This is a genomic window from Tistlia sp. (assembly GCF_040905785.1).
Taxonomy (GTDB): Bacteria; Pseudomonadota; Alphaproteobacteria; order Kiloniellales; family DSM-21159; genus Tistlia.
Window position 1 is genome coordinate 1 of sequence record NZ_JBBDQW010000089.1, and the last position, 14657, is coordinate 14657.

A 14657-nucleotide genomic window follows, 5' to 3' on the forward strand; every position below is an offset into this window, starting at 1 on the left:
GCCCGAGAGCCGGAGGCGATCGGCGCGCGAGCCTCGCGATCCGGGATCCAGGGGCACCGCCGGGCGCCTCGACGCGACAGCGCGTGGCGGAGGTCGCGCCCTCCTCGAGGCCGGTTGCGGCGGCTGGCGGGGATGTCGACGCTGGGCTGGCACCGTCCCCGCCGCTAGTCAACCTTCCGGTAGTGCCACTCCATCGGCGTCGGGGTGCCGGGAATCTCGAGGTGGCGGAGCGCCAGGGCACCGCCCCCGCAGCTGTAGTGGTAGCCGCCGGAGTAGAGGTGCTCGCTGAGGTAGCCCGGCAGCTCCAGGGTCATGACCTCCTCCTTGAGCTCCAGGGTCGCGACCGCGCCCGAGGCCTCGCTGGCCGCGCAGACCTCCAGCATGCCCTCCCGGGTCGCCCAGTAGCCGGCGCCGCCCGACAGGCCCTCGACGTGGCTGGCGAAGCGGTCGCCCTTCTCGGTGAAGGCCTCCTCGCGGCGGCTGACGGTGCTGGTGCCGTAGTGGTAGCGCCCGTCGGCGCCGAGGAAGAGGCGCCGTCCCTCGTCCTCGGCGTCGGTCTCGGAGTCGTAGCTGGCGAAGCTGCCGCTGCTGCGGTGGACGTCCTTCAGCGCCCGGTCGAGCCATTCGACGAGGCCGCCCGAGGCCAGCTGCCAGGTGCCGACCAGGCAGGCGTCGCGCCGGCTGCCGCGGGCGCGCGCGGTCTCGGCGAAGTCGTCGCAGGGGCAGTCCGCCTCCGACTCCGCCTCGCGGGTCGCGGTCACGGTCAGGCGGAAGCCCTCCTCGCCGGGGCCGACGCCGCCGAGCAGGTAGCGCTCCTCCTTGCCCGGCTCGACCTCCAGCCGCTCCGGCAGCTCCTGCCAGTCGCCCGGCCGGTCGGGCTTGCGGACCTTCCAGACGCCCTCGGCCTCCTCGCTCTCGATTCGCCACTTGCCGCAAGTGAAGACCAGGTTGGACCGGTAGAGCGCCAGGCGCTCGCCCTCCAGTTGCTCCTCGCCGGTCTCGGTCCACAGGAAGGTCTCGCCGGGCCGCGGCGAGACCGGCAGGCGCCGGGCGTCGGGATAGCGCAGCTGGCGGTCCAGGTAGTCCCGGACGAAGGCCAGCCACCGGTCCTCGGCGATCATCTGCGCCGCCGCCTGCAGCTGCGCGCCGGCGCCACCCGCGGTCGGGGTCCGCGGCAGGTACTCCAGCACGGCGGCCGGGCTCCACTCGCGGGCGTACCAGGACCAGAAGGCGAAGGCCTCGTAGGCGGCCTCGCTGAGCGCCCGGTCGGGGGTCAGGCTGTCGAGGTCCGTCAGCCAGCTCGCGCTGGCGTCGGACTCGGGGTAGGCGAGGTTGGCGAACCATTCGGCGCTGCCCTCGACCCACCACTCGTCGGGCCGGCCGTCGTCGCGCGCGGTCATCTGCGGGCGCGCCAGGGCGTACTGAACGCAGTGGAAGAACTCGTGCGCGACGACGAAGCCCAGGTCCCGGGCCTCGACGTTACCCGGGTAGACGACCAGCAGGCACTCCTCGCCGGACCGGCCGTCGGCGACGCCCTCCTGCCGGGTCCGGCGGTCGGCGGCGACGGCCTCGGGGTCCGAGGGGTCGGGCGGCGTCTCGCTCGGCAGCAGCCCGGTGATCAGCACCAGCAGGTTCGGCACCGTGCCGCTGCCGATCTCGCGCAGGGTGTCGGCCGAGCGGACGATGGCCTCGCGGGTCAGGCGCACCGGCTCGTGCCAGTCGGACGGCAGGTTGCGGTCGCCGATCATGCGGACCTGGCGGGGCCCGCGCGGCGTCTGGACGTTGAAGCTGTCGAGCTCGTCGCAGGGCGGCCAGCCCTCGAATCGGTGGTCGGCCGCCGCCGCGTAGCCCGGCACCGAGCAGTCGGCGCGCGCCGGCCCGGCAGGCGCGAGCAGGCAGAAGGCGGCGGCGACAGCGGCGGCCAAGCCGCAAAGGGGCGGGGCAGGGGCCTTCGGTGGCGGCGCGGCGCTTCGCGGGCTGGCCATGGAGCTCTTCCCCTCGCTGTGCCGAGCCATTCTAGCGCCCTCGCGCGCCCCGAACAGCGCCACCAACGAAGAAGGGCTGCCCTGTTGGACAGCCCTTCCTCTCGTCAGACCTCGGACGCTGCCGAGGGCCGGTCGCATCGGGTCAGGTCACGCCATAACCGCGGCGGTGATGACCCAGGTCCCTGCGGCCGTCCGAGGATGAGAATGAGACACTGGATCACCTCCTTTCGTTGTTTGATGGGACCACAAGGATGGGCCCGGAACGGGCGCGTTGCAAGGGGCTGGGGCCGGCCTGGATCCCGGATCGCAAGTCTCGCCAGCCGGAAGCCTGGCGGCTTCCGGGGCTCGCCTAGCGTCCAGGATGACGGGGGTGGCACTGACTCGTCATCCCGGACGCCAAGGCGAGCCCGAGAGCCGGAGGCGATCGGGGCGCGAGCCTGGCGATCCGGGATCCAGGGGCCCCGCCGGAGACGTGAGCGCCGCAGTGCGCCGGGACTCGCTTCATCAGCCTTGCTGACCCTCGCCGCCTTGCGCTGCTATAGTCGCCGCAGCGACCGGCCGTGGAGTCGGCGCGGGACAAGAACAGGGAGTCTTCCAGCATGCAGCAGCTTCGCAGCGCCACGGCCCTCGCCGGCGCCTTCGCCACCGCCCTGGCCCTCGGGCTCGCCGGGCCGGCGCTCGCCGAGACCTGGGACCTGCCGATGGCGTACCCAGCCTCCAACTATCATTCCGAGACGGCCGAGGCCTTCGCCAAGGCGGTCACCGAGCGCACCGGCGGCGAGCTCGAGATCAAGACCCATCCGGGCGGCTCGCTGATCGGCGGCGCCGAGATCTACAGCGCCGTGCGCCGCGGCATCGCGCCGATCGGCGAGCGCCTGATGTCGGCGCTCGGCAACGAGGACCCGTTGTTCGAGATCGACGCCGTGCCCTTCCTGGCGACCTCCTTCGAGGACGCCCGCAAGCTCTACGAGGCCTCGCGCCCCGAGCTCGAGGCGCTGATGGACGAGCAGGGCCTGGTCTTCCTCTACGCCACGCCCTGGCCGCCCCAGGGGCTCTACGCCAACAAGCCGATCGAGACGCTCGACGACATGGCCGGCGTCAAGTTCCGCGCCTACAACGCCGCGACCTCGCGCCTGGCCGAGCTGATGGGCGCGGTGCCAACCAAGATCGAGGCCGCCGAGATTTCCCAGGCCTTCGCCACCGGCGTCGCCGAATCGATGATCTCCTCGGGCTCGACCGGCTACGACAGCAAGCTGTGGGAGTACGTCGCCTACTGGTACGACACCCAGGCCTGGCTGCCCAAGAACATGGTCTTCGCCAACAAGTCGGCCTGGGAGGGCCTCGACGAGGAGACCCGCGCGATCGTCCGCGAGGAGGCCGCCAAGGCCGAGGAGGCCGGCTGGGCCAAGGCCCAGGAGCTGTCCGACTGGTACAAGGACGAGCTCGCCAAGGAGGGCATGACGATCGAGGCGCCGACCGAGGCGCTGGCCGAGGGCTTCGCCAAGCTCGGCGAGACGCTGACCGAGGAGTGGCTCGCCAAGGCCGGCGAGAGCGGCAGCAAGGTCGTCGAGTCCTACCGCGGCATGTGAGCCGCCGGCCGGACGCGGGCGCGCCCTTCGGCGGGCGCCCCGCGGTCGGTGGCCGTTCGCGCTACATGACGTCGCCTGCCAGATGACTTCCACCCCGACCCTGCGGCGCCTCCCGTGACGGCGCGTCCCGCGATCCTGCGCCTGCTCGACCGGCTGGAGCCGCTCTACCGCGCCTGCGGCTACGTCGCGGCCGGCTTCCTGCTGGCCCTGACCGGCCTGGTGCTGACCTCGATCCTGTCGCGTCTCGCCGGCGTGTTCCTGGGCGGCGTCACCGAGCTCGCCGGCTACGCCATGGCCTGCGGCTCCTTTTTCGCCTTGTCCTGGACCTTCAAGAGCGGCGGCCACATCCGCGTCGCGCTGCTGGTCAACCAGCTCCACGGGCGCCGCCGGCTCGCCGCCGAGCGCTTCTGCCGCGCGGTGATGGCGGGGGTCGCCTGCTATCTCGCCTTCTACATGGGACGGCTGGCCTGGTTCTCCTGGCTGTTCGGCGAGCGCAGCGAGGGCTCGGCCGGCTTCCTGCTGTGGGTGCCGCAGAGCCTGGCGACCCTGGGCGCCGCGGCGCTCGCCCTGGCGGCGATCGATTCGCTGCTGCGCGCGCTGCTCGAGAGCGAGCGGGCGCTGGCCAGCCCCGAGGCCGAGGCCAAGGCGATTCCCGGAGGCAAGGCGTGAGCGAGCTGCCGCTGATCGCGCTCTTCGTGCTGTCGCTCTTCTTCCTGCTCGGCTCGGGCGTCTGGGTCGGCGCCAGCCTGCTGGCCTGCGCCTTCATCGGCATGGAGCTCTTCACCGGCCGGCCGACCGGCGATTCCATGGCGATCACGATCTGGGGCACCCAGTCGTCCTGGACCCTGACCGCGCTGCCGATGTTCATCTGGATGGGCGAGATCCTGTTCCGCTCGCGCCTGTCGGAGATCCTGTTCCGCGGCCTGACGCCCTGGCTGCAGTACCTGCCGGGCGGCCTGCTGCACGTCAACATCGCCGGCTGCGCGATCTTCGCGGCGATCTCCGGCTCCTCGGCGGCGACCGTCGCCACGGTCGGCAAGATGTCGATCCCCGAGCTGCGCCGGCGCGGCTATCCCGAGCGCATGACCGTCGGCACCCTGGCCGGGGCCGGCACCCTGGGCCTGCTGATCCCGCCCTCGATCGCGCTGATCATCTACGGCGTCACGGTCAACGAATCGATCTCGCGCCTGTTCATCGCCGGCATCCTGCCGGGCATCGCCCTGGCGCTGCTGTTCATGACCTATGTCGTGGTCTGGGACCTGGTCGCCGGCAAGACCAAGGTCGACCGCCAGCGCTTCTCGGTGCGCGAGCGCCTGGCCGCGCTGTTCGACCTGCTGCCGGTGCTCGGCCTGATCCTGGGGGTGATCCTGTCGATCTACAGCGGCTTCGCCACGGCGACCGAGGCGGCGGTGCTGGGCGTCATCGGTTCGCTAGCGCTCTCGGCGATCCAGCGCAGCCTGACGTGGGAGAGCTTCCGCGAATCCCTGCTCGGCGCGGTGCGGACCAGCGCCATGATCGCCTTCATCCTGATGGGCAGCTCCTTCTTGTCCCTGGCGATGGGCTTCACCGGCATCCCGCGCGCGCTCGCCGAGGGCATCGGCGGGCTCCAGCTCGGGCCGCTCGAGCTGATCGCGCTGCTGACGGTCTTCTACATCCTGCTCGGCTGTTTCCTCGACGGCATCTCCTCGATCGTGCTGACCATGGCGGTGATCGAGCCGCTGATCCGCCAGGCCGGCTTCGACATGCTCTGGTTCGGCATCTACCTGATGCTGGTCGTCGAGATGGCCCAGATCACGCCGCCGATCGGCTTCAACCTCTTCGTGCTGCAGGGCATGACCGGCCACGACATGGGCTTCATCGCGCGCGCCAGCGTGCCGATGTTCCTGATCATGGTGTTCGCGGTCGTGCTGCTGGTCTGGTTCCCCGAGGCCGCGACCTACCTGCCCTCGATCATGAGCCGCGGCTCGGGCTAGCGCCCTCGTCCTCTCCGGCCGGGTCGGGGACGGGCAGGTCAGGCAAGGTGCCGGCGGCGGCGCGCAGCAGGGCCCGCTCGATCGCCCGGGCCAAGAGCGCCTCGCAGACCGGCTTGACCACGGTCACCGGCCGCAGGCCCTCGTCGAGCTCCTCGGGGTTGCCGGTGACGTAGACGACCGGCAGCGGGCCGTCGCGGATCAGCGATGCCACGGCCGCCGGCCCGCTGCCGCCGCGGATGCGCACGTCGGTGGTGATCAGGTCGGGACGATGGCGCCGGGCCAGGGCGATCGCCTGCTGCTCGGTGGCCGCGACGTCGGCGCTGGCATAGCCGAGGTCGGCGAGCATCTCCGTCAGCATCAGGGCGGTCAGCGGCTTGTCCTCGACGATCAGCACGTGCAGACCGGAACTCATGTATGGTCCAGCGATTGGTGTGGCGGCCTTGGTCGGCATCAGGGGAGGCGATCATTTTCGCCCCACCCTCTGCGGGTATGCTAGAGGGCAAATACATCCTAAAGAAGGCGGGTGCCCTTGGCAGACGCACAGCTCAGCGAGTCGGCGGACAGGCAGTCCAGGCGTTGCCCGATCGTTGCGATCGGCGCCTCGGCAGGCGGCATCCCGGCCCTCGAGCGCTTCTTCGCGGCCCTGCCCGAGGATCCCGGCGTCGCCTTCGTCGTGGTCCTGCACCTCTCGGCCTCGCACCAGAGCCACCTGGTGCCGGTGCTGCAGCGGCTCTCCTCCCTCGATGTCGTAGAGGTCGAGGACAGGGCCGCGATCAAGCCGAACTGCATCTACGTGATCGCGCCGAACTCGGTCTTGACCGTCACCGACGACGCGCTGCAGGCGAGCAGCCCGGACTCTGAGCTGGACCGCCGCCATCCGATCGACGCGATCTTCCGCTCGCTCGCCGAGCAGCGCGGCGCCGAGGCGGTCTGCATCGTCCTGTCGGGCAGCGGCTCGAACGGCACCGCCGGCGCCCAGAGGGTGCGAGAGATGGAAGGCCTGGTCCTGGTCCAGGACCCGGCCACGGCCGAGCACGGCGACATGCCGCACAACGTCATCCTGGCCGGCTGGGCCGACCGCGTGCTCGCCCCCGAGGACATGCCGGCAACCCTGCTGGCCTATGTCCGCGGCGCGCTGCCTCGGCTCGAGCGCGCCGAGGACCTGGCGCGGCAGGGCGAGACCGATCTCGAGGCCATCCTGGCCGTGCTGCGCACCAGCGGACGCCACGACTTCTCGCCCTACAAGAGGAGCACGCTGGTCCGGCGCATCCTGCGGCGCATGAGCCTCGGGCAGGTCGAGAGCTTCCGCCACTATGCCGACCGGCTGCGCGGCGACGCGGCCGAGGTCCGGGCGCTGGTCGGCGACCTGATGATCAACGTCACCGGCTTCTTCCGCGATCCGGAGGCCTGGCGCACGCTGGAGCGCAAGGTCGTGGCGCCCTTGGTGCAGTCGCGCGAGGACGGCCAGCAGATCCGGGCCTGGGTGCCGGCCTGCTCCTCGGGGGAGGAGGCCTACAGCATCGCCATGCTGCTGCTGATGCAGGCCGAGGATTCCGGGAAGAAGCTGGACATCAAGGTCTTCGCCACCGACGCCGCGCAGTCGGCCCTCGCACGGGCGCGGACCGGCCTGTTCGCCGGCTCGGTCGCCGAGACCATGCCGGCAGCCTGGCTCCGGCGCTTCTTCGACAAGGAGCGCGACGTCTACCGTGCGAAGAAGGAGCTGCGCGAGGTCCTGGTCTTCGCCCCGCAGAATCTGCTCTCCGACCCGCCCTTCTCGCGCCTCGACCTGGTGTCCTGCCGCAACCTGCTGATCTACCTGCAACCGCCGATCCAGGAGCGGGTCATCGCCCTGCTGCACTTCTCGCTGCGCCCGGACGGTCACCTGTTCCTGGGCACCGCGGAGACGGTCGGCCGCACTGCCGGGCTGTTCGATCCGGTCTCCAGCAAGTGGCGCATCTACCGCCGCGTCGGCGAGACCCGGCACGACCTGGTCGACTTCCCCCTGCTTGGCGCCGAGCATGTCGACACCGGCAAGCCCCGCCCCGAGCCGATGGCGCGGCGGACGCCGAGGGAGGAGGCACGCGAGGCGCTGCTCGCGGGCTTCGCGCCGCCGGCGGTGCTGATCGACGACCGCCATCGCGCGATCTACTTCCATGGCGACCTCGAGCCCTACCTGACGACTCCGGCCGGCGAGCCGACCCGGTATCTGCTGGCGCTCCTGCGCGAGGAGCTGCGCGGCAAGCTGCGGGCGATGATCCGCAAGGCGACCAGCGAGCGCACCCGGGTCAGCGCCGAGGTGCGCCTGGGCGAGGGGCCCGGCCGGTCGGTCAGGCTGGTCGTCGCGCCCGCCGGCCCGGTCGCGCCGACGCCGCATTTCCTGGTGAGCTTCCTGGAGCAACCGGAGGCGCCCCTGCGCGGCGCGCCCGCGGCCGACGAGCCGGCGGACGGCCAGAGCGACCTGGAGGGCGAGCTCAACCGCCTGCGCGAGGAGCTGCGCCTGTCCGTCGAGCAGCTGGAGAACTCGAACGAGGAGCTGAAGGCCTCGAACGAGGAGATCACCTCGATGAACGAGGAGCTGCAGTCGACCAACGAGGAGATGGAGACCTCGAAGGAGGAGCTGCAGTCGCTCAACGAGGAGCTGAACACGGTCAACAGCCAGCTCCAGAGTAAGGTCGAGGAGCTGGAGGACCGCACCAACGACCTCAACAACCTGCTCAACAGCACCGACATCGCGACCCTCTTCCTGGACCGCGAGTTCCGGATCCGCTGGTTCACGCCGCAGATTCGCACGCTCTTCCAGGTCATCCAGAGCGGCATCGGCCGGCCGATCGCCGACTTTGCCCAGTGCTTCGAGGACGCCGGCTTCCTGAAGGACGCCCGGGCCGTGCTGCGCGGCCTGCAGCCCCTCGAGCGCGAGGTTCTCGGCGCCGATGGGCGCTGGCACCTGCGGCGCACCCTGCCGTACCGGACCTCCGGCGGCGAGGCCGCCGACGGCATCGTAATCACCTTCACCGACATCACCGAGCGCAGGAACTGGGAGCAGGCGCTCTCGACCGCCAAGGCCTTCGCCGAGCGGATCGTCAACACGACCCGCCAGCCGCTCGTCGTGCTCAACGACGAGCTCGTCGTGCGCTCGGCCAACCGCGCCTTCTACGAGGGCTTCCAACTGACCCGGGAGCAGGTCGAGGGCCGGCTGCTGTTCGACATCGACGAGGGCGACTGGAACAATGCCGAGCTCCGGCAGGCGCTGAGAGACGCGGTTCCGCAGGATGCGGTGCGCATCGACCTCGAGGTCGAGCACGGCTTCCGCAAGCTGGGCCGCCGCCAGCTTCTGGTCAGCGCCCGCCGGATCGAGGACGAGGCGCTGATACTGCTCGCCATCGAGGACGTGACCGAGCGTGCCAGGGCCTCGGCGAACCGCGAGGTGCTGGTGTCCGAGCTGCACCACCGGGTCAAGAACCTGCTGACCAAGGTCCAGGCGATCGTCCGCCTGTCCAGGCGCGGCGCCACCAGCCTCGATGAGTTCGCCGCCGGCCTGACCGACCGCATCGGCGCGATCGCACGCAGCGAAGAGCTGATCGGCGGCCGCGTCGAGGGCATCGCGCTGCGCGAGCTGATCGAGGCGGAAACCGCGGGCGTCTCGACGCAGCAGCCGCCGCGGATCGAGGGCCCGGAGGTCCGGCTGTCTTCGGACGCGGCGCAGATCCTGGCGCTCGCCCTGCACGAGCTCTCGACCAACGCGGTCAAGTACGGCGCCTTCTCGAAGCCCGAGGGGCGGCTGCTGGTCGAGTGGTCGGTGTCGGAAGGACCGGAACCGGTGCTCAGCTTCCACTGGCGGGAGAGCGGCGTGCCGATTGCGGCAGACATCGCACCGAGCTTCGGCTCCCGGCTGATCAAGGACATGGTGCCTGCCATGCTGGGCGGCCGTTCCGAATGGAATCCGACGCCCGACGGCGTGGAGTGCCTGCTCGAGGTGCCGCTGTCGGAGAAGGTCTCGCTGGTGCCCGAGTCTGCGAGCGGATAACTGCGCGTTTTCCGCGACCTACTGTCAATCGACACGACGGGGTGGTAGTGTCCGGGGCAGGGAGCACCGACGAGCGCGACGGCAAGATGCGGTCGACCGGTAGAGTCTCGGGGTAGGCAGATGACGCGAACCGCAGGCGGTCCCGGTGCGGGCGATGTCAAGCCCGCCCGCCGCAGCAAGCAGAAGCAGGACGGCCCGCGCGGACAGGACTGTCCCCTGGTCGCGATCGGCGCCTCCGCCGGCGGCATCCCGGCGCTCACGCGCTTCTTTGGTGCGATGCCCGAGGACCCGGGCGCCGCCTTCATCGTCGTGCTGCATCTTTCGCCATCCCACGAGAGCCATCTCGCGGAGGTGCTGCAGCGCTCGACCAAACTGAGCGTCGTCGCCGTCGGCAAGTCGACGGCGATCAGGGTCGGCTGCGTCTATGTGATCGCGCCGGACAGCGTGCTGCGAATCGCGGAGGGGCGGCTGAGCGCGCGCAAGCCCAGCACCGACATGGAACGCCGGCATCCGGTCGACGCCATCTTCCAGTCCCTGGCCGAGGAGCGCGGTCGACTGGCGATCTGCGTCGTCCTGTCCGGCAGCGGGTCCAACGGCTCGGCCGGAGCCCTCAAGGTGCACGAGGCCGAGGGCCTGGTCCTGGTCCAGGAGCCCGCGACGGCCGAGCACGACGGCATGCCGCGCAACGTGATCCTGGCCGGCCTCGCCGACCGGGTGCTGCCGCCGGAGGCCATGCCGGAGCTGCTCGTCGGCTATCTGCGCGGCTCGCTGCCGCTGCTGGCGCGCCACGAGGAACTCGCGACCCAGGCCGAGCCGGACCTGGAGGATATCCTCGCGGTGCTGCGCGCGGAAGGCGCGCACGACTTCAGGCCCTACCGGCGCGAGACGCTGGTCCGGCGCGTCCTGCGCCGCATGGGCCTGGGCCGGATCGAGGGCTTCGACGCCTATGCGCAGAACCTGCGCGGCGATCCGGAGGAGGTCCGGCGCCTGGTCGGCGACCTGCTGATCCATGTCACCGGCTTCTTCCGCGACCCGGAGGCCTGGAAGGAACTCGAGGAGAAGGTGGTGGCGCCGCTGCTCCGCTCGCGGCAGGACCGGTGGCCGATCCGTGTCTGGGTGCCGGCCTGCTCGACCGGCGAGGAGGCCTACAGCATCGCCATGCTGCTGCTCGAGCAGGCGCAGGCGGCGGGCCGGGACGTCGAGATCAAGGTCTTCGCCACCGACGCCGCGCCGCAGACGCTGGCCCGCGCCCGCACCGGCCTGTTCTCCGACATGGTCGCCGAGACCCTGCCGCCCGAGCGGCTCGCACGCTTCTTCGACAAGGAGGGCGATTTCTACCGGGCCAGGAAGGTCCTGCGCGACGTGGTGGTCTTCGCGCAGCACAATGTTCTTTCGGATCCGCCCTTTTCGCGCCTCGACCTGGTGAGCTGCCGCAACCTGCTGATATACCTCGTGCCGGAGGCGCAGGATCGGGTCGTGGGCCTGCTCCATTTCGCCCTCAAGGAAGGCGGCCACCTGTTTCTCGGCGCGGCCGAGGCCGTCGACCGGCACGGCGAGTTGTTCGAGGCGGTGTCGCGGAAGGCCAGCATCTACGCCAGGATCGGACCGACCCGGCACGAGCTGCTCGGCCTCCAGGCCGCGCGGGAGGGGCCGGCCGCCGGCAAGGGCGCGCAGGCGGAGAGTACGCTGCCGAGAGGCATCGCGGCGGAGGCGCGCGAGGCGCTGGCCCTGGCCTACGCGCCGCCGTCCGCGCTGATCGACGAGCGCCATCGCATCCTCTATCTCCACGGCGATCTCACGCCCTTTCTGGCGACGCCGAGGGGCGCGCCGACACTGGACCTGGTCGCGATGGTGCGCGAGCCGCTGCGCGTCCGGCTGCGCGCGCTGCTTCGCCTGTCGCTGAAGAGCCGCGAGCCGGTCAGCACCCTCCTCGAACTGCCGAAGGCCGAAGCCGGCGAGGAGGCCTCGCTGAGGCTGACGGTCTCCCCGGTGCCCGGTCCCCGCGGCGGGCACCGGCGCCTCGTCGCCTTCGAGACGCTGGCGGGGGGCGCGCCGAACCGGGGCCCGGAGGGAACCGTCGCGCTCGAGGCCTACCTGGACCACGACCAGGTGGGCGAGCTGTGGAACGCGCGCGAGGAGCTGCGCCTCTCGGTGGAGGACTACGAGGCCTCGACCGAGAACCTCAAGGCGGCGAACGAGGAGATCACCTCGATGAACGAGGAGCTGCAGTCGACCAACGAGGAGCTGGAGTCCTCGAAGGAAGAGCTGCAGTCGCTGAACGAGGAGCTGAACACGGTCAACACCCAGCTCCAGGGCAAGGTCGTGGAGCTGGAGGACCGCACCAACGACCTCAACAACCTGCTCAACAGCACCGAGATCGGCACGCTGTTCCTCGACCAGAAGCTCTGCATCCGCTGGTTCACCGCGCCGCTGCGGGACCTGTTCGAGCTGATCCAGGGCGACGTCGGCCGGCCGATCGCCCACTTCGCCCCGCGCTTCAGCGACGCAACCTTCCTCGAGGACGCGAAGCAGGTCCTGCGGACGCTGCAGGCCAGCGAGAAGGAGGTGACGGGCCCCGACGGCCGCTGGCATCTGCGCCGCATCCTGCCCTACCGCACGGAGGAGGACCGGATCGAGGGTCTCGTCGTCACCTTCGTCGACATCACCGAGCGCAAGAGTTGGGAGGAAGCGCTGACCGCGGCGAAGGCCTTCGCCGAGCGCATCATCGACACCACCCATCAGCCTCTCCTGGTGCTCGACCAGGCCTTCGCGGTCCGCTCGGCGAACCGGGCCTTCTACGAGACCTTCCGGCTGACGCTGGCGGAGGTCCAGGGGCGGGTGCTGTTCGACCTCCCGGACTGGGACATGCCGGTGCTGCGCCAGGCGCTCGCGGAGACGCCGGCGCAGGACGCGGCGCGCCGGGACCTGGAGCTCGACCACGAGTTCCGGACCCTCGGCCTGCGTCATCTGCGGGTCAGCGCCCGCAGGATCGACCCGGAGGCGCTGACGCTGCTCGCGATCGAGGACGCGACCGAGAGCAAGGACGCGGTGCGGCGGGAGATCCTGCTCTCCGAGCTCAGCCACCGGGTCAAGAACCTGCTGGCCAAGGTGCTGGCGATCGTCCGGCTGTCGCGCAGCACCGGCGGGTCGGTGCGCGACTACTCGGACCACCTGACCGAGCGCATCGCCGCCATCGCGCGCACCGAGGAGCTGATCGTGGGCTTGCCGGAGGGCATCGGGCTGCGCGAGCTGGTCGAGGCGGAGGCGGGGGCGGTCTCGACGCTGATCGAGCCGACGTTCGAAGGCCCGGACGTCCGCTTGACGCAACGCGAGGCCCAGAGCTTCGCGCTCGCCCTCCACGAGCTCTCGACCAATGCGGTGAAGTACGGCGCCTTCGCGCACCCCAAAGGCGCCCTTCGGATCGTCTGGTCGGTCGCGCCGGGCGAGCTGCCCGGCGTCGGGGCCGGCCGGATCCTGACCTTCCGGTGGATCGAGAGCGGCGTTCCGATCGCCGGCCAGCCGACCGCCAACTTCGGGTCCAGGCTGATCGGCAAGCTGCTGCCGAAGATGCTCGATGGAACCTCCCACTGGGAAGCCACGCCGGACGGGGTCCACTGCACGATCGAGATGCTGCTTTCGGACGCCACCGCGGTGTCGGAAGCAGGCTCAGGCGCGGCCGAGACCGATGCGGCGGAGCTCGACGCCGCCGACTCCTGAGTGCGGCTGCGCGGTCATCCGGGCCTGGCTCGCCCTGCACCGGCGCCACCGCTCCTGAAGGCGAGGCGGCTTTCCCGCCTGAGCCTAGTCCGGGTCGGGCTCGCGTTCCGCCGGCCGGCGGGACTGCTCGCTTGCCGCCTCGTCGGCGCCCGAGCGATTGGAATGGAACAGCAGGCCCATCAGGACTCCCGCCAGCCCGAGCGACAGCAGGCAGCCGAGCGCCAGCGCGATCCAGCCGTGCCAGCTGAGGTCGGCGCCGGCCAGCCGGGTCCAGGAGATCGCCAGGAAGGCGAGCAGGAGGCCGCAGACCAGCAGCACGGGGAGCAGCACGGGGGAGGTGAGGAGTCGGTGTGTCATACCCTCGATATGGTTCCTGCCGCGCCGCTCTCCAAGCAGCGGCGAGGGGCACCGCTGGAGGCCCTGCAGAATCCTCCGCGGGCCGCAAGACTGCCCTTGTCTTTCCTCGATGCCCCCGCTAGATAGTGCGGCCTACCGCGCCGGGACGGCTCGGCCCTTGGCGGCTGTGGCGGAACTGGTAGACGCGCAGCGTTGAGGGCGCTGTGGGGGAAACCCCGTGGAGGTTCAAGTCCTCTCAGCCGCACCAAACCTCCTCCAGGGAGGCGCTTGGGCGGACTGGCAGGTCCGGGCTTTCGGCGCGGCAGTGAAGGTTTGGTGCGTGTCTGCGGCTGTGGCGGAATTGGTAGACGCGCAAGATTCAGGTTCTTGTGGGGGAGACCCCGTGGTGGTTCGAGTCCACTCAGCCGCACCAACCTTCCTTCGATTTTGCCTCCTTGGATTGCCGACCATCCGGCGCTAAGCGAACCGCCGCCCGGCGGCCGCTCAGGCCCCTCTGCGCCCGGCCAGGGCCGCCGCCTCGACGCGGATCCGGTGCCGGGTCAGCGGCAGGTTGAGCAGGCTGGCCGCCAGCGCCAGCCACCAGGCGCCGAAGGCCAGCGGCAGCACCGCCAGCTCCAGGGCGACCACCAGGTAGTTCGGATGCTCCAGCCAGCGATAGGGGCCGCGGCGCAGCAGCGGCGCGCCCGGCAGGCTGATCACCCGCGTCGTCCAGAAGCGCCCCAGGCTGGCGACGATCCAGAGGCGCGCCAGCTGCAGCAGGCCGAACAGGCCGAGCAGCCACCAGTCCGGCCTCGCCGAGGGCGGCACGCCGACAAAGAGGGCGAGCAGCCAGGCCGCGTGCAGCCCGACGAACAGCGGATAGTGGCGCCGTCCGTGCTCGAGGGCGCCGGCGGCGCGCAGGCGGCGCTCGTTGCGCTTCGCCCAGGCCAGCTCGGCCAGGCGCTGGCCGGCGACCAGCAAGGCCACGCCCTGGGCCCACCCGAACCAGCCGCCCAGCCAGACATCCTCCATC

9 protein-coding genes and 2 tRNA genes are annotated in these 14657 nt (G+C 71.0%); 7 read left to right on the top strand and 4 right to left on the bottom strand.

What is annotated here, in order from left to right; all coding sequences use genetic code 11:
• Positions 1 to 164: 164 nt before the first annotated feature.
• Entirely contained in the window at positions 165 to 1985 is a 1821-nt protein-coding gene (locus WD341_RS20265; protein ID WP_368427310.1) for a hypothetical protein, read from the bottom strand.
• Between the two features lie 599 nt (positions 1986 to 2584).
• Between WD341_RS20265 and WD341_RS20270 the strand changes: the two genes are divergently transcribed.
• The 3 genes from WD341_RS20270 (at position 2585) to WD341_RS20280 (ending at position 5547) form a co-directional block, all read left to right on the top strand.
• Complete coding sequence (locus WD341_RS20270; protein ID WP_368427311.1) at positions 2585 to 3574, top strand: TRAP transporter substrate-binding protein; 990 nt, start codon at positions 2585 to 2587, stop codon at positions 3572 to 3574.
• A 114-nt stretch (positions 3575 to 3688) separates the two neighbouring features.
• Positions 3689 to 4243 (top strand): TRAP transporter small permease, encoded by a 555-nt coding sequence (locus WD341_RS20275; RefSeq protein WP_368427312.1) that lies wholly within the window; start codon positions 3689 to 3691, stop codon positions 4241 to 4243.
• Positions 4240 to 5547 carry a TRAP transporter large permease gene (locus tag WD341_RS20280; RefSeq protein ID WP_368427313.1) on the top strand — a complete coding sequence of 436 codons (1308 nt, stop codon included), beginning with the start codon at positions 4240 to 4242 and terminating at the stop codon, positions 5545 to 5547. The genes WD341_RS20275 and WD341_RS20280 overlap by 4 nt, the downstream gene beginning before the upstream one ends.
• Here WD341_RS20280 and WD341_RS20285 read toward each other — a convergent pair.
• Positions 5525 to 5959 carry a response regulator gene (locus WD341_RS20285; RefSeq protein ID WP_368427314.1) on the bottom strand — a complete coding sequence of 145 codons (435 nt, stop codon included), beginning with the start codon at positions 5957 to 5959 and terminating at the stop codon, positions 5525 to 5527. The two genes, WD341_RS20280 and WD341_RS20285, sit on opposite strands and share 23 nt — an antisense overlap.
• 117 nt (positions 5960 to 6076) lie before the next feature.
• On the opposite strand from WD341_RS20285, the gene WD341_RS20290 reads away from it, so the two are divergent.
• Entirely contained in the window at positions 6077 to 9571 is a 3495-nt protein-coding gene (locus WD341_RS20290) for a CheR family methyltransferase (RefSeq protein WP_368427315.1), read from the top strand.
• A 120-nt stretch (positions 9572 to 9691) separates the two neighbouring features.
• Positions 9692 to 13288: a CheR family methyltransferase gene (locus WD341_RS20295; RefSeq protein WP_368427316.1), complete on the top strand. Its 3597-nt coding sequence runs from the start codon at positions 9692 to 9694 to the stop codon at positions 13286 to 13288.
• Positions 13289 to 13372: 84 nt separating this feature from the next.
• On the opposite strand, the gene WD341_RS20300 is transcribed toward WD341_RS20295, so the two are convergent.
• The gene (locus WD341_RS20300; protein ID WP_368427317.1) at positions 13373 to 13645 is read right to left on the bottom strand and encodes a hypothetical protein; all 273 of its coding nucleotides are present in this window, start codon (positions 13643 to 13645) and stop codon (positions 13373 to 13375) included.
• A 160-nt stretch (positions 13646 to 13805) separates the two neighbouring features.
• Here WD341_RS20300 and WD341_RS20305 point away from each other — a divergent pair.
• Both WD341_RS20305 and WD341_RS20310 read left to right on the top strand, forming a co-directional pair.
• Positions 13806 to 13892: transfer RNA gene (locus tag WD341_RS20305), tRNA-Leu, on the top strand.
• 78 nt (positions 13893 to 13970) lie between these two features.
• Positions 13971 to 14057: transfer RNA gene (locus WD341_RS20310), tRNA-Leu, on the top strand.
• Positions 14058 to 14128: 71 nt separating this feature from the next.
• Here the strand turns inward: WD341_RS20310 and WD341_RS20315 are convergent.
• Entirely contained in the window at positions 14129 to 14656 is a 528-nt protein-coding gene (locus WD341_RS20315; RefSeq protein ID WP_368427318.1) for an isoprenylcysteine carboxyl methyltransferase family protein, read from the bottom strand.
• Position 14657: the final 1 nt, after the last annotated feature.